The sequence below is a fragment of the Streptomyces sp. NPDC054757 genome (assembly GCF_053612185.1).
Genome location: NZ_JBSHBW010000011.1, coordinates 145,790 through 160,713, shown reverse-complemented (window position 1 = coordinate 160,713; position 14,924 = coordinate 145,790). Strand labels below are relative to the sequence as shown.

Genomic DNA, 14,924 nt, shown 5'->3' with positions numbered 1-14,924 from the left:
TGACGGCTTCTCGTCGCCCGGGGCGCCTTTCGCATGGGGAAGTTACAGCGAGCCAGGGCACTTTATATTCAGAGAATATGGAGGTTCATAAATGGCGCACCGCCTGACCCGTCATGAAGTTCCAGTTATGGTCGACTTCTACGGGTTCTGTTTGCAGGATGCCGACGATACAGCCGTTCCTGTGCAGTGGCCGGAAGGGTTTGAGTCGGTTGATTTTGTTTCTGCTTCACCTGGGCGCATTGATGTACGGAGCGCGGGACATACGCACACGGCAGATTTGATTGTCGAGGTATGGGACAACTGCCCCACGTTGTCCTTGGGTTGGGATATTTCGAGCGAATTTGAGGTCTCGTACCAGTCTGGGAAGGTGCGGGTCTGGGCGGTGGCGGGCGGCCCAATGCCCTACATTCTTGACTTGGCGGCCGAACCTTTGGTGTGGAGCGCGCGCATGTACGCCGCTGGGCGCGACGAAGTGGCTCGTCGCGCCCAGGAGGGCGTGCCTCATGGAGTGGAAAAATACCTCGTTCAGCTATGGCCTGCGCGATGATCGCTGGGCCGCAGCATCAGGGTGTGATCTGCACGAGAAACCCGTCATCGGGGCCGTCGATGAGGCGGACCTTGGTGAGGAACTGGCCTAAGAGGATCCCAGCAGCCTGGTTCTGCGTAGCATTCAGCGGCATAACGCTGAAGTTGTTTGTGAGTTGGTGTGGATCGTAGAGAGCGCCTGCGGCCCCCTCGTACGTAGTTGCAAAGGGGTATTCGTCGCAGTCGTTACCACCGGTGGGGTAGTCGGCTCCGAAGTACTTCTTGCACGCCTTGATGGCTTCAGAGCGGTTGGCTTCACGGCGTTTCGTATCAGTATATAGGCGCGTAAGTGGGGCGTCGGTTGTCTTCCCAGGGACCTTCTTGGTGGAGCTGGGCGGCTTGGTGAGGTTCGGCGTCTTGAATGCCTTCTCTATGTGGAGTGCGACGGCGCGCTCAGGGGCTCCAGCTGCCTTGCTGTAGCGCATAGGCGTGAGGAGGCTGAAGACTGCAGCGCCGGTGGTGGAAGAGTTGAGGTAGGACGCCTTGTCCCAGCGGGGAGCGAACATGAAGGGGCTTCCCTCCCGAGCACCCTCCATGGTGTAGCCGGCTGGAGGGGTGAGGTTCACCTTGGGCTGATATACGCCGAAGATCGCGTCGGTGCTGCCGGAAGTGCCCTGGCCCGCAGCGGCGTTCTGTGTCTGCGCGAAGGTGCCTGCCGTCTTGAGCTGGGTGAAGGTTTTGGTAGTGGGTAGCGCGGTGCCAGCTTGCTTGGACTTGGCTGTCGACGGATACATGAAGGGAATCGTGCCTGAGGTGGTTACACCCATGGCCGGCGCTCCGGTGGTACCTGTCATCTGGAACTCGGTGTAGTAGTAGGTGTACGTGATGGTGCGGCTGTTAAGCGGGATTGTGCCGACGACCCGAATATTGAATGCGCTTTCCCCGCTGGGACGCCCGTTGACAGTCCATGTCTGGAAGAACGACGCACCAGAGCAGACGGCAAAGCGCGATTTTATGTAGACGGCATTTGTTGTTCCGAGTCCGTCAGCGCACTCCTTCCACGTCATAGTGTGTGAAGGTTCTGGGTAGCTGATGGCTCCTACGGCAGTTGGCCGGATGACAGGCTTACCTGGCACGTACTGGGCTGCTGCGTGGGTAGACCGCTGAGCGTAGTCGGCGGTGGGGCCGACAACCTCACGCGGGAGCGTCCCTCCCTGCCCCACGGACAGCTCGCGTATGGCATTCACACGAGCTGGATCAGCCATCAGCTTCCGTATCTGAGCTGGAGACATCAGGGGTAGCACGCGGTTTTGAACGGCAGGTCTTCTACTTGTGTCGGCTCGCGCCCAAGACGTTGGCATGGCGACTGACGCCAGTACGAGCAGCGCCAGCACTGTGATGCCGTATCTATGCGCCCTCGATTGTGCAACGGGGATCATTTTTGTCCTTCGACCGGGTGACTTGGCCCCATTGGTCTATCAGCATACGAAAGTTCCCGGCGGAGATATCTACGCAATGGCCAGAATTACTGTTGTGACGGAAGGCAACCGAGGGGCGGCCGCTGCAGTTCAGGGGTGCACGACACCGCGATGCGGAATGCGTCTCCATTTGGCGCTTGGCGCATATGATCCACAGCCTGCTGGCCAGTGGAGTTAGTTGGAGCGTGTCCTACATGGTCACTTCACCGCTATCGCCACCAGCCTCGTCAACTACAGCGCACTCGCCAACTGAAACACGCCTTAACGGCGAATATGCCCGGCCCTCCGACTACGGTCCAGAGGTCGCCGTCTGCGCTCCGGCGATGGCGGATCCGATCCACCTCCATCGGCGGCTCCCACGCCGTCACCATCTTGGAGGGCCGCACAGGCCGCAGCTCACGTGGGCGTGCCCTCAGGGACCGTCAATCTGGTGGGGTACAACAACGCCGCTCAGAACTGACCCGGTCGAGCCGGCACTGACCTGAGCACTACCGCGACACGCGTGCCCTCCCCGCCGTCGATGGCGACGACGGGGAGGCCGCGATTGACGACGACCAGCACCGCGTGACGGTAGGCGGTTTGCCCGTTCTCGTTCCCGGAGCACGTGCGCCCCACCAGTACACACCTCGCCGGAGCGACGGACTCGTAGTCAAGCCGCCTGGGCACCCCGTCAGTCGGGCAGGTTGCCCTCACCACCCAGGTTCGCGACCATCCGGCGCAGGACGTTGATCGTGGTCACGAAGTCGGCCGTGTCAATGTCTTCGTGAACCTGCCGGTGCACGCGCAGGCTGCGCTCCGTGGCCCGGACGCGCCCGTCCTCCCCCGCCTCGGTCAACTTCATGAACCCTGCTTCCTCCGTCAGCCAGCCACGGGCGATCAGGTCGTCGAAGACACCGTTGAAGTCGATCCCGAGGTCGTCCCACTTCGCCAGCCGCTCGATCAAAGCTGCGCGAGTCCACGTGCCAGGCGCTCCGGCGACGTGGTTGAGCGTCCACCAGTGCGGCTGCGTAAGGCCCTCCACCGCCAACTGCGCACGGATGGCTCCGACCACCAGCCGGGACGCTTCGCCGGTCCATGCGCCGATGGGTTGAGCAGCCAGCTCCTCTTGCGCGTACTCCCTCAATGTCATGCCCACGTACCCCTCCGTGTCGTCATCGACGGAACGCGGTCACCGTAGAACCTCAAGATTGATTGAGGTCAAGGCCGTATTTTTGGCCGTCTTCCAGCCTCGTGCGACAGGTTCCCCTCCGGACCCCAGAGCGCATCAACCGGACAGACCTCAACAAGGAATATCCCTATAGATACGGATAATTCACAAAAGCAGTCACCAACTCCGTCACATCGCACATCTCCCACTGACTGATAGCCAACTTCCCAGTGGGTGAGACAACGGTCTCGTCGTGGCTGGATTTGTTCCCTAAGGTCTGCCGGGTGATTACCGGAAAGACCGCTCCGGGTCCCGCCCACAGAACCGGTGCCATCCTGGCCGTGCTCGCCGAGCAGGCGTCTGTGACCGCTCAGGACCTCTCCCGCCGCACCGGCATCCCCGTCAGTGCGGTCTACCGCCACCTGGGCGACCTGACCAGGCTGGGGCTCGTCAGCCCGACGCGGACGCGCGGCCGGTACTGCGCGGGGTCGCTCGCCGTGCAGATGGCGGTGAACTACCGGCGCGAGATGCTCAGCGGCGGGGGCGTGAAGCGCCGGCTGGAGCGGCTGGCGGCCGACACCGAGGAGCTGGCGGCCTTCCTGATACCCAGCGGCCAGCACGTCCTGTGCGTCGAGGCCGCCGAGGGATCACGCGTGATCAAGTGCAGCTTCTCACCGGGGCTCGGCCAGCCGCTCACCTTCGGGGCGAGCGCACAGGCGCTCCTGGCCCACCTCCCGGCCGCACGCGTGAGCGAGGTCTGCGCCGCGCACGGGCTGGGCCCGGCCGAGGCCGAGGCGCTGGCCGCCGACCTCCACCGCATCCGCGACCGCGGGTACGCCATGAGCACCGGGGCCGTCGACGAGGGCGTCTGGGGCGTCAGCGTCCCGGTCCTCGACCCGGAGGGCCGGCTCACCGGAACGGTCTCCACCATGGCCCCTGAGTTCCGGGGCCGCCGCAACCACCAGGCGCTGCTCACCCTCACGCACGCCGCCGCGCAGGACATCGGCCGACTCGATGAGCCGCCGACGTGACGGCCCGGGACCGCCCACGGGCCGCCCGCTACGAGGGGTGCGCCGGGCGCCAGGTGTTACGCCGCCACAGCCCCGTCACCTGAACTCGTACAAACGCAAGGCCCGAATGGAGTGGAACATGGTAAGAGCACCCGTCGGGCGAAGGGGCGCAGCCGTGCTGGCCGGGCTCCTCTCGTCCTTCCTTCTGCTGGCCGCGGCCTCACCCGCCTCCGCCGCTCAGCAGGCGGACAAGGGGTCCCAGAAGCTGGAACAGCTGCGCTCGGGGCGGGCCACCCTGCGGGTGGGCACCGACGCCACCTTCCCGCCCTTCGAGTTCACCGACGCCAAGGGCGGCCGGGTCGGCTTCGACATCGAGCTGGTCAGGGCGCTCGCCAAGCGTGCGGGCATCAAGAAGGTCAGCTTCACGCAGATGCCGTTCGGGAACATCGTCCCGGCGCTCCAGGCCCACCAGATCGACGTCGGGGCCTCCGGGATCTACATCAACAAGGAGCGCTCCAAGGTCATCGACTTCTCGGACGTGTACTACCCGGGCGGGCTCGCGATGTTCACCGCCGACAAGGACGACACGGTCCACTCCCTGGACGACCTCGCGGGCAAGCGGGTCGCGGTCCAGGTCGGCACCAAGTCCGTGGAGTGGCTCAAGGAGAACCAGCCGCGGGCCAAGCTGGTCACGGTGCAGACCAACCAGCAGATGTTCTCGTCCGTGAAGCTGGGCCAGGCCGCGGCCGTCGTCACCGGAGCCCCGGCCGGCCAGTACTTCGCCTCCCAGCAGGGCGGCCTCAAGCAGGTCGGCAAGCGTCTGACGGGCGAGGACTACGGCTACGCCTTCCCGAAGGCGGACACAGCGGTGACCGCCGCGTTCAACGGCGCGCTGAAGGCGATGAAGAGCGACGGCTCCTACGGGAAGCTGACCCACAAGTGGTTCGGGGCCGCGGCCCAGGCCAAGGCCAAGAAGAAGCACGCGCTGCTCAACCCGCAGACGATCATCGACTCCTGGGGCCAGATATGGCACGGCCTGCTGGTGAGCATCGAGGTCATCCTCATGTCGCTCTGCCTGAGCCTGCTGTTCGGCATGGTGGGCGGCTTCGCCAGGCTCAGCGGGATCGCGCCGGTGCGCTGGCTGGGCAACGCCTATGTCTCCGTGATCCGCGGCACCCCCTTCGTCGTCCAGCTCTTCCTGATCTACTTCGGTCTGCCCCAGCTCGGGCTGCAACTGCCGCCCATGGTCGCGGGGGTGCTCTCGCTCGGCCTGTACAGCGGCTCGTACGTCACCGAGATCTTCCGGGGCGCCGTGCAGTCGGTGGACCGGGGGCAGATCGAGGCGGCCAGGTCCTGCGGGATGTCCCATGCGTCGGCCATGCGCCATGTCGTCGTACCGCAGGCGTTCCTGCGGATGCTGCCGCCGCTGGGCAACGAGTTCGTCTCGCTGACGAAGAACTCCACGCTGGTCTCGTTCGTCACGATCAGCGAGCTGTTCCTGGTGGGCCAGACGGTCATATCCAGGACGTTCGACGCCCTGACCGTCTATCTCTTCATCGGCCTCCTCTACTACATCCTCACCAACATCATCGGTTTCGCGACCCATGCGATAGAGAAGAAGATGGCGGTGTACGTCTGATGGCACTCCTCGAAACCCAGGGCGTCACCAAGTCGTTCGGCGACCACGAGGTCCTGCGCGGCATCGACTTCACCGTCGAGCCCGGACAGGTGGTGGCGGTCATCGGGCCCAGCGGCGGCGGCAAGTCGACGTTCCTGCGCTGTCTCAACCTGCTGGAGACCCCGACATCGGGACGCGTCGTGTTCTCGGGCGACGAACTCAGCGCCACCGAGTCCAACCTGGACCGGCTGCGTGCCCGGATGGGCATGGTCTTCCAGCAGTTCAACCTCTTCCCGCACATGACGGCGCTGCGCAATGTGGTGCTGCCGCAGATGAACGTGCTCGGCAGGACGCGCGAGGAGGCCGAGACCAAGGGCCGCGCCCTGCTGGACCGGGTCGGCATGCTCGGGCGTGCCGACGTCTACCCGAACCGGCTCTCCGGCGGGCAGAAGCAGCGGGTCGCCATCGCACGGGCGGTGGCCATGGACCCCGAGCTGATGCTGTTCGACGAGCCGACGTCCGCGCTGGACCCGGAGGTCGTCCAGGACGTCCTGGACGTCATGACCGGGCTGGCCAAGGAGGGCATGACCATGGTCGTGGTCACACACGAGATGGGCTTCGCCCGCAAGGTGGCCGACCGGGTCGTCTTCATCGACGGCGGCCGGATCGCCGCGGATCTGCCGCCCGACGAGTTCTTCTCCGACACGAACGAGAACGAGCGGGTCCGGACCTTCCTGGCGAAGGTGCTGTAGCCGTTACGGGGTCCGCCCGCCGGGTGCGGTCCGTTACGGGGTCCGCCCTCCGGGATCGGTCCGCTACGGGGTGCTCCTGCCGGTGCGGTCCGCTACGGGGTCCTTCTGCCGGTGCGGGCGGGCCGCATCCGGACCGGCAGGGCGCCGGACGGGCCGGGCTCCGGGCCGGCAGGGCGCCACCGGGAGGTCTCCGGACGGGGCGGGCTCCACCTGCGGCCTCACGCCCCGGGTGGAGGTCCGGCTGCACCCGGGTTCCACCCGCGTTCCACCCGTAGGTTGAGGGAATCCGGGGCGCCGGAGCGAATAGTCGAAGCCATGACGCTCACCGACTGGATCATCGACATCGCCCTCCTCCTCATCGTCTTCCGGCAGCTCAAGGAGGAGCGGCTCACCGCCCGCACCGTCCTGCTGCCCCTCGGCATCATCACCTGGACCGGCTTCAACTACCTGGACGCCTTCCCGACCGCGGGGAACGACCTGCCGCTGATCGCGGGGTTCGCCGGCGTGGGAATCGTCTTCGGCCTCGTCTCCGGCCTGCTGACCCGCGTCCGCTACGCGGAAGGTCACGTGCGCATCAGGGCCACCGCGAGCGCCGCGGCGCTCTGGGTGATCTGCATGGGCTTCCGGCTCGGCTTCGCCATCTGGTCGAGCCACCCCTCCGGCCAGACCCATCTCGCGCACTTCTCCGTCGCCCATGACATCACCAGCGGCCAGGCCTGGGTGGTGGCCCTCGTCCTGATGGCGTTCGGCGAGGTCGTCGTACGGATCGGTACGATCGTCGCCCGGGGCGGGCTCCTGATGGCCCGCAACAACCACGCCACCCACGCCGAGTCGCCGTCCGCCGCACCGGCGCCGCGCCCCGGCACCTACGTCTGACCGGGGCGGACCGGAACGGACCGGCCGGCGGAGAACGGAGTGCGGGGATGAACGGGCGCTGGTGGAGGAACCCGGTGGACTGGAGCACGCCGGTCTGGGAAGCACCGGGCTGGAAACCGCTGGACCGGGGCTCTTTCAGGGGCGCGGCGGCCATGGTGGCCTGTATGGCGGTCACCGTGCTCGCGGCCCACGGAACGTCCCTCAGGATCGTCGTCGGTGCGCTGGGAGTCCTCGCTGAGCTGGGGATGCTGCTGGGCCGGCGGATGCTGCCGTCCGTCCTGGGCGCCGTGGGCGCGACGGTCACCATCGGTGCCGGTCTCGCGATCTCGCTCCTCGTGCCGACCGGGCTCGGCTCCGTACCGGTGCTCGCGGGCGTCGCCGTCCTCGTTCTGCGGCTGCCCGCGGGGCCCATGCGGACGACCGGCGTCGCGGTGGTGTCGGCCGTGTACGGGATCACGATCATGGTGATCACCGCCAGCCTGGCCGGGCTGCTGGCCGGGGTGGGCGTCTGGCTGCTCGCCGACCGGTCCGTGGAGCACACCGCCCTCCAGACCGAGCGGGACCGGGCCGTTGCGCTGCTGGCCGAGGTGGAGGCGTCCCGGCAGGCCCTCCAGGAGGCGGCGGCCGTCGAGGAGCGCAGCCGTATCGCCAGGGAGATGCACGACGTACTGGCGCACAGCCTGGCCGGGCTCTCCGTGCAGCTGCAGGCGGTGCGGGCGATCGCGAACCGGGACGGCGCCCCCGCATCGCTGACCGGCCCGCTCGACCGGGCGGCGGACCTCGCACGGGACGGGGTCCAGGAGGCGCGCGCCGCGGTCGGCGCGCTGCGCCACGCACCGCTCCGTGGGGTGGACGACCTCAAGGGCCTGGTCGGCGGTTTCCCCGGCGACGCCCACCTGCGGGTCACCGGCCGGCCGCACCCGCTCGGCGCCGACGCGGGCCATGCGGTGTACCGGGCGGTCCAGGAGTCGCTGACGAACGCGGCGCGGTACGCGACCGGGAGCGTCATCGACGTGGATCTGGCCTGGACGGAAGCGGAGTTGCGGGTGGAGGTCCGCGACCACGGGCGCCCGGTCGGCCGCGGACCGTCGGGCGTACAGGGCAGCGGCACCGGGCTGCGGAGCATGGCCGAGCGGATCGAGGCCGTCGGCGGGACGCTGTCCGCCGGCCCGGCGCCCGGCGGTCCTGGCTGGCGGACCGAGGTGCGGGTACCGGTCCCGGGGGCCGTGGGCGACGGGCCGGGCAGGCAGGATGGGGCCGTGCAGACATCGGCCGGCGTCCGGACGCCGCGCCCTGGCGGGAAGGCGGACGGGTGACGATTCGGGTGCTGGTGGCGGACGATCAGGCAGTGGTGCGGGACGGGGTCGTGCTGCTGCTCTCGTCGGCCGACGACATGGAGGTGGTCGCCGAAGCGGGTGACGGGCCCGAGGCGGTGCGGCTGGCCACGGAGGAGCGGCCCGATGTCGCCCTCGTCGATCTGCGGATGCCGGGGCTGACCGGCGCCGAGGTGACGGCCCGGGTCGTCGCCGCGGACATCGGGGTCCGGGTGCTCATCCTGACCACGTACGCGGACGACGACGCGGTGATGCCGGCGCTGCGGGCGGGCGCCTCCGGCTATCTGACGAAGGACGCCACCGGCGAGGCGGTGCTCGCCGCGGTCCGCGATGTGGCCGCCGGACACACCGCGCTCGACCCCGCGGTCCAGCGCCGCCTGGTCGAACTCGTCGTGAACGAAAGGGAATCGGCCGCTTCCGCGCCCGCAGTGCCTGCCCCCGCCGCGCCCACGGCGGAGGCGGCGGCCGGGCTTCCGCCCGGGGCCGAGGGCCTCACCCGCCGCGAGGTCGACGTCGTACGGCTGGTGGCCCAGGGCCTCAACAACCGGCAGGTGGCCAAGGAGATGGTGGTCAGCCAGGCGACGGTCAAGACCCACCTCAACCACGTCCTGGCCAAACTGGCCCTGGAGGACCGGGGTTCGCTGATCGCCTGGGCCTGGCGGTCCGGGCTGGCCGAGCGGACCCCGTGACCGCCCCCGTAACCACTCCCCCGCACACCGGCCGCGCCCCTCTCGTACGACCCCGCCCCGCCCCGCACCGTGTCCGGGCCGGGCAGCAGGTACGGCCCCCACCCGGTGGGCAAAAGGTGAGGTTAGGCTAGCCTGACCGGGAATCGCTCGACCTGGATTCGCCCGATCCGGAGCCACCAGTGGCCGTCCCGGCACGTACGGAAAGCAGAGCCCAGCCATGCCCCTCGCCCGCGCCTCCCACTTCTCCCGCCGCGGCATCCTCGCCGCAGGCGGCGTCATCGGTGCCGGTGCCGCCCTCAGCGCCTGCGGCGGCAGCGGTTCGAAGAGCTCGGGCTCTGCGAAATCGGACTCGGGCCCCTGGTCCTTCAAGGACGACCGCGGTATCACCGCCAAGGCCGACTCGACCCCCACCAAGATCGTCGCCTTCACCGGGACCGCGGCGGCGCTGCACGACTACGGCGTCGAGGTCGCGGCGGTCTTCGGTCCGACCAAGACCAAGGACGGCAAGCCCGACGTCCAGGCCGGCGACCTCGACATCAGCAAGGTCGAGATACTCGGCAACGTATGGGGCGAGTTCAACGTCGAGAAGTACGCGGCGCTCGGCCCCCAGTTGCTGATCACCGGCATGTACGACAAGGGCGCCCTCTGGTACGTGCCCGACGAGTCCAAGTCCAAGATCCTCAAGCTCGCCCCGAGCGCCGCGCTCATGGTCGCCCGCACCTCGATGCCCGCCGCGCTCCAGCGCCACGCCGAGCTCGCCCAGTCCCTCGGCGCCGACCTGAAGGCCAAGAAGGTCACCGACGCCAAGGCCCGCTTCGAGAAGGCGGCGGCCCGGCTGCGCTCCGCCGCGAAGGCCAACCCGAAGATCAAGGTGCTCATCGGCTCGGCCAGCGCCGACCTGCTCTACATCTCGACCCCGGAGCCCTCGGCCGACCTGCGGTACTTCAAGGAGCTCGGCGTCAACATCGTCGTGCCGGACAAGGTCGACAAGGACGGCTGGTTCGAGGACCTGAGCTGGGAGAACGCCGACAAGTACCCGGCCGACATCATCATGATGGACAACCGGACCTCCGCCCTCCAGCCGTCCGCGCTGAAGTCCAAGCCGACCTGGGGCCAGCTGCCCGCGGTCAAGGCCGGACAGGTCATCCCGCGCTCCACGACCGACCCGATCTTCTCCTACGACAAGTGCGCCCCGGCCCTGGAGGCGCTGGCCAAGGCGATAGAGACGGCGAAGAAGGTCAGCTGACCAGCAGCCGGCCGGAGCCGGTCGCCCGGACAGCCCGGCGTACGGAGACCGGTCCTCTCCGTACGCCGGGCCCACCGGGACCCCGGGACCGCTACCCCGCGGGCCAGTCCACCTGGGGCGACCGGTAGTAGCCGATCCCGAGCGCGTCCCACCGGGGCGCCTGCGCGGCGAGTCGGGTCCGGTAGGCGTCCCAGTCGTGGGTGGACTGCGGCGACCAGCCCAGTTCGGCGATGCCGGGCAGCCTCGGGAAGGCCATGTAGTCGATGTCCTCGCTGGTGGTCAGCGTCTCCGCCCAGAGCGGCGCCTCGACCCCGAGGACCGAACCGGCCGGCGCGCCCGCCAGATAGGTCTCCGGGTTCCAGTCGTACGAGCGCTGCACCGGGACCAGACCGGCCCAGTCCAGGCCGAGCTTGGTGTCGGCCGTGTACTTCATGTCGAGGTAGGCGCGGTCGGCCGGCGAGATCACCAGTTTGGTGCCCTTCTTCGCCGCCGCCACGACCTCCGCACGCTCGGCGGCGCCGGTCGCGTCATATCCCCAGTACTGGGCGATCTCGCCCTTCACCGGGGCCGCCGCGGTGATCTGGTGCCAGCCCTCGACCTTCTTGCCGTGCTTGGTGACGATGGCCTTCGCCTTGTCCATGAAGGCGTTGTAGTCGGCCTGGCTGGTGGAGTGCGCCTCGTCGCCGCCGATGTGCAGATACTGCCCGGGGGTGAGCGCGGCCAGTTCACGCACCACGTCGTCCACGAAGTCGTACGTCACCGGCTTGGGCACGCACAGCGAGCTGAAGCCGACCTCGGTGCCGGTGTAGAGCGGGGGCGCGACGCCGTCGCAGTTCAGCTCCGGGTAGGAGGCGAGGGCCGCGTTGGTGTGCGAGGGCAGATCGATCTCGGGGACGACGTCGAGATGGCGCGAGGCCGCGTAACGCACGATCTCCCGGTAGTCCGCCTTGGTGTAGTAGCCGCCCTTGCCGCCGCCGACCTCGGTCGAGCCGCCGTAGGTGGCGAGCTTCGGCCAGGTGGAGATGGCGATGCGCCAGCCCTGGTCGTCGCTGAGGTGCAGATGCAGTTTGTTGATCTTGTAGAGCGCCAGCTCGTCGATGTACCGCTCGACCTGCTGGACGGTGAAGAAGTGGCGCGAGACATCGAGCATGGCGCCCCGGTAGGCGTACCGGGGTACGTCGGTGACGGTGCCGCCCGCGATCTGCCACGGTCCGGGCTGCCGCCGGTGCGCCTCGACGGCCGCCGGCAGTTGCTGACGCAGCGTCTGGACACCGTGGAAGAGCCCGGCGGACTTCCGCGCCGTGATGGTGAGCCCTCGTACGGAGCTGACCAGCCGGTACCCCTCGTCGCCGAGGCCGTGCTCACGGGGGCTGAGCGTCAGGGTGATGTCGTCGCGGCCGCCGTGCGCGGCGCCGGTGACCGGCAGCGGGTATCCGGTGGAAGGGCGGAGCAGCCCCGCCAGATACGAGCCGGCCTGGCGCGCCTCGGCGGAGTCCGCCCGGATGCGGGTCCTGGCGGTGATCGCGTACGGGGCGCCGCCGGGGTGCACGGAGGAGGGCGCCGGGATGATCGCGCCCAGCGGACGGACGGCGGGGGCGGCGGACGCGGTGGGGCCGGCGGCGGGGGCCGCTCCGGTGCCGGCGAACCCGGCGGCCGCGACGAGCAGGAAAGTACCGAGGAACCGGGGCAGGGACCTGGGCAGGGACCGGTGCAGGGACCTGGATCCGGGTGTTCTGTGCAGTCTCACAAGCGGATTCCCTTCGGAGGGTCTCGCAACTGTGGTGCTGGGCAACCGAACGTGCCCCATGGGTACCGCACGCCCCTGGGAGGGTCAAGGGTATAGACCACTCCTGGGGGCGCATGGGGCCGGAACAACTGATTCCGTAGCGGCCGACCGGGCCATATCTGCCCGATACCGGGCAGAAATATTGCGCATGACCTCGCACCACTCCAATATCAACAGGTGTCCGCATCCCGTCCGTCGTACGACGACCTCATCGACCACCTGGTGCGCAGCTCCGCCCTCCAGCGCGGCGAAGCCGCCCGGGTGGTCCTCGATGTGCTGGCCTACTTCGACGAGACGACGGAGGAGTTCGTCCGCAGGCGCCACCGCGAACTGCAGGCCCGTGGACAGACGAACCCGGACATCTTCCAGCAGATCTCGGACGAGCTGCCTCATCGTGCAGTGGCACCGCCCGAGCTCTCGCTGCGGCAGCTGCGCCGCATGATCTACGGCTAGGAACCAAGAGGAAACCGAGGAACGATATGTGCGGAATCGTCGGGTACATCGGCAAGCGCGATGTGGCACCGCTGCTGCTGGAGGGGCTGCAGCGGCTTGAGTACCGGGGGTACGACTCCTCCGGCATCGTCATCTCCTCGCCCAAGTCCGCCGCGCTGAAGATGGTCAAGGCGAAGGGCCGCGTGCGTGACCTGGAGGCCCGGGTCCCCAAGCGGTTCACCGGCACCACCGGGATCGCCCACACCCGCTGGGCCACCCACGGCGCCCCCAGCGACCACAACGCCCACCCGCACCTGGACGCGGAGAACAAGGTCGCCGTCGTCCACAACGGCATCATCGACAACGCGTCCGACCTCCGCGCCCGGCTCAACGCCGAAGGCGTGGAGTTCCTCTCCGAGACCGACACCGAGGTACTCACCCACCTCATCGCCCGCTCCCCCGCGGCGACGCTGGAGGAGAAGGTCCGCGAGGCCCTGCGGCTGATCGAGGGCACCTACGGCGTCGCGGTCATGCACGCGGACTTCCCTGACCGCATCGTCGTCGCCCGCAACGGCTCGCCGGTCGTCCTGGGCGTCGGCGAGAAGGAGATGTTCGTCGCGTCCGACGTGGCGGCCCTCGTCTCGCACACCCGCCAGGTCGTCACGCTGGACGACGGCGAGATGGCCACCCTCAAGGCCGACGACTTCCGTACGTACACGACCGAGGGCTCCACCACATCGCCGACGCAGACCACCGTGGAGTGGGAGGCCGAGTCGTACGACATGGGCGGCCACGACACGTATATGCACAAGGAGATCTCCGAGCAGGCCGAGGCGGTCGACCGGGTGCTGCGCGGCCGGATCGACGACCGTTTCTCCACCGTGCACCTGGGCGGACTGAACCTGGACGCCCGGGACGCGCGGGGCGTACGCCGGGTGAAGATCCTCGGCTGCGGCACCTCGTACCACGCGGGGCAGATGGGCGCCCAGCTGATCGAGGAGCTGGCCAGGATCCCCGCGGACGCCGAGCCGGCGTCCGAGTTCCGCTACCGCAACCCGGTGGTGGACCCCGACACGCTGTATGTCGCCGTGTCCCAGTCCGGTGAGACGTACGACGTGCTGGCGGCGGTGCAGGAGCTGAAGCGCAAGGGCGCCCGGGTGCTGGGCGTGGTGAATGTCGTCGGCTCCGCCATCGCCCGCGAGACCGACGGCGGGGTGTATGTGCACGCGGGCCCGGAGGTCTGTGTCGTCTCGACCAAGTGCTTCACCAACACGGTCGTCTCCTTCGCACTGCTCGCGCTCCACCTGGGCCGGATCCGTGACCTCTCGGTGGCGGACGGCAAGCGGATCATCGCGGGGCTGCGCAAGCTGCCGGGCCAGATCGCCGAGATCCTGGACCGGGAGGACGAGATCGAGAAGCTGGCCGCCGAGTACGCGGACGCCAGGTCGATGATGTTCATCGGGCGGGTGCGCGGCTATCCGGTGGCACGGGAGGCGTCCCTGAAGCTCAAGGAGGTCTCGTACATCCACGCCGAGGCGTACCCGGCGTCGGAGCTGAAGCACGGGCCGCTCGCGCTGATCGAGCCCGCCATGCCGACCGTCGCGATCGTGCCCGACGACGATCTGCTGGAGAAGAACCGGGCGGCGCTGGAGGAGATCAAGGCGCGCGATGGGCGCATCCTCGCGGTCGCGCACCAGGAGCAGCCGAAGGCCGACCACACGGTCGTGGTGCCCAAGAACGAGGACGAGCTGGATCCGATCCTGATGGGCATCCCGCTGCAACTGCTCGCCTACCACACGGCGTTGTCCCTGGGCCGGGACATCGACAAGCCGCGCAACCTGGCGAAGTCGGTCACCGTCGAGTAGCCGCCCGGCCGGTCACGGACGCCCCGGCCTGCCGTGACCGGCTGCCGTCCACCGCGTCCGGCTGCTCCCGGCTGCTCCCGGCGCCAACCGCCCCGGGGGCAGCCGGTGTTGTGTGCCGGGCGGCCGGGTGGACGGGCCCCGGGACCGGCTCCGGGCAGACGGCCCG

13 protein-coding genes are annotated in these 14,924 nt (G+C 68.6%); 10 read left to right on the top strand and 3 right to left on the bottom strand.

Annotation, left to right across the window (positions count from 1 at the left end; genetic code table 11):
* The first annotated feature begins 91 nt into the window (after window positions 1–91).
* Window positions 92–547 (top strand): hypothetical protein, encoded by a 456-nt coding sequence (locus tag ACWGKJ_RS16240; RefSeq protein WP_385023758.1) that lies wholly within the window; start codon window positions 92–94, stop codon window positions 545–547.
* Between the two features lie 16 nt (window positions 548–563).
* On the opposite strand, the gene ACWGKJ_RS16235 is transcribed toward ACWGKJ_RS16240, so the two are convergent.
* Complete coding sequence (locus tag ACWGKJ_RS16235) at window positions 564–1,592, bottom strand: NucA/NucB deoxyribonuclease domain-containing protein (protein ID WP_385023756.1); 1,029 nt, start codon at window positions 1,590–1,592, stop codon at window positions 564–566.
* Window positions 1,593–2,673: 1,081 nt separating this feature from the next.
* Entirely contained in the window at window positions 2,674–3,138 is a 465-nt protein-coding gene (locus tag ACWGKJ_RS16230; protein WP_385023754.1) for a MarR family transcriptional regulator, read from the bottom strand.
* Window positions 3,139–3,434: 296 nt separating this feature from the next.
* Between ACWGKJ_RS16230 and ACWGKJ_RS16225 the strand changes: the two genes are divergently transcribed.
* The 7 genes from ACWGKJ_RS16225 (at window position 3,435) to ACWGKJ_RS16195 (ending at window position 10,675) form a co-directional block, all read left to right on the top strand.
* Complete coding sequence (locus ACWGKJ_RS16225; protein WP_385023752.1) at window positions 3,435–4,181, top strand: IclR family transcriptional regulator; 747 nt, start codon at window positions 3,435–3,437, stop codon at window positions 4,179–4,181.
* Window positions 4,182–4,299: 118 nt separating this feature from the next.
* Entirely contained in the window at window positions 4,300–5,799 is a 1,500-nt protein-coding gene (locus ACWGKJ_RS16220) for an ABC transporter substrate-binding protein/permease (protein WP_385023750.1), read from the top strand.
* On the top strand, window positions 5,799–6,530 hold the full coding sequence (locus ACWGKJ_RS16215) for an amino acid ABC transporter ATP-binding protein (protein WP_385023748.1): 732 nt from the start codon (window positions 5,799–5,801) through the stop codon (window positions 6,528–6,530). Before ACWGKJ_RS16220 ends, ACWGKJ_RS16215 begins: the two co-directional genes overlap by 1 nt.
* A 315-nt stretch (window positions 6,531–6,845) precedes the next feature.
* Window positions 6,846–7,406 (top strand): hypothetical protein, encoded by a 561-nt coding sequence (locus ACWGKJ_RS16210; protein WP_385023746.1) that lies wholly within the window; start codon window positions 6,846–6,848, stop codon window positions 7,404–7,406.
* A gap of 74 nt (window positions 7,407–7,480) precedes the next feature.
* A complete protein-coding gene (locus tag ACWGKJ_RS16205) occupies window positions 7,481–8,722 on the top strand; it encodes a sensor histidine kinase (protein WP_385023744.1) in 1,242 nt (413 codons plus the stop codon).
* The gene (locus ACWGKJ_RS16200; protein WP_385023742.1) at window positions 8,719–9,429 is read left to right on the top strand and encodes a response regulator; all 711 of its coding nucleotides are present in this window, start codon (window positions 8,719–8,721) and stop codon (window positions 9,427–9,429) included. The genes ACWGKJ_RS16205 and ACWGKJ_RS16200 overlap by 4 nt, the downstream gene beginning before the upstream one ends.
* Before the next feature lie 217 nt (window positions 9,430–9,646).
* A complete protein-coding gene (locus ACWGKJ_RS16195) occupies window positions 9,647–10,675 on the top strand; it encodes an ABC transporter substrate-binding protein (RefSeq protein WP_385023740.1) in 1,029 nt (342 codons plus the stop codon).
* 91 nt (window positions 10,676–10,766) lie between these two features.
* On the opposite strand, the gene ACWGKJ_RS16190 is transcribed toward ACWGKJ_RS16195, so the two are convergent.
* Window positions 10,767–12,422: a beta-N-acetylhexosaminidase gene (locus ACWGKJ_RS16190; protein WP_385023738.1), complete on the bottom strand. Its 1,656-nt coding sequence runs from the start codon at window positions 12,420–12,422 to the stop codon at window positions 10,767–10,769.
* A gap of 216 nt (window positions 12,423–12,638) precedes the next feature.
* Between ACWGKJ_RS16190 and ACWGKJ_RS16185 the strand changes: the two genes are divergently transcribed.
* Entirely contained in the window at window positions 12,639–12,914 is a 276-nt protein-coding gene (locus ACWGKJ_RS16185; protein WP_385023736.1) for a hypothetical protein, read from the top strand.
* A 26-nt stretch (window positions 12,915–12,940) separates the two neighbouring features.
* A complete protein-coding gene (glmS, locus tag ACWGKJ_RS16180) occupies window positions 12,941–14,758 on the top strand; it encodes a glutamine--fructose-6-phosphate transaminase (isomerizing) (protein ID WP_385023734.1) in 1,818 nt (605 codons plus the stop codon).
* Window positions 14,759–14,924: the final 166 nt, after the last annotated feature.

What these genes read in the sequence shown, in the direction of transcription:
- ACWGKJ_RS16195 (WP_385023740.1), top strand. Translation starts at nt 9,647, where the DNA reads ATGCCCCTCGCCCGCGCCTCCCACTTCTCCCGCCGCGGCATCCTCGCC.
- ACWGKJ_RS16215 (WP_385023748.1), top strand. Translation starts at nt 5,799, where the DNA reads ATGGCACTCCTCGAAACCCAGGGCGTCACCAAGTCGTTCGGCGACCAC.
- ACWGKJ_RS16220 (WP_385023750.1), top strand. Translation starts at nt 4,300, where the DNA reads ATGGTAAGAGCACCCGTCGGGCGAAGGGGCGCAGCCGTGCTGGCCGGG.
- glmS (WP_385023734.1), top strand. Translation starts at nt 12,941, where the DNA reads ATGTGCGGAATCGTCGGGTACATCGGCAAGCGCGATGTGGCACCGCTG.
- ACWGKJ_RS16210 (WP_385023746.1), top strand. Translation starts at nt 6,846, where the DNA reads ATGACGCTCACCGACTGGATCATCGACATCGCCCTCCTCCTCATCGTC.
- ACWGKJ_RS16235 (WP_385023756.1), bottom strand. Translation starts at nt 1,592, where the DNA reads ATGACGTGGAAGGAGTGCGCTGACGGACTCGGAACAACAAATGCCGTC.
- ACWGKJ_RS16240 (WP_385023758.1), top strand. Translation starts at nt 92, where the DNA reads ATGGCGCACCGCCTGACCCGTCATGAAGTTCCAGTTATGGTCGACTTC.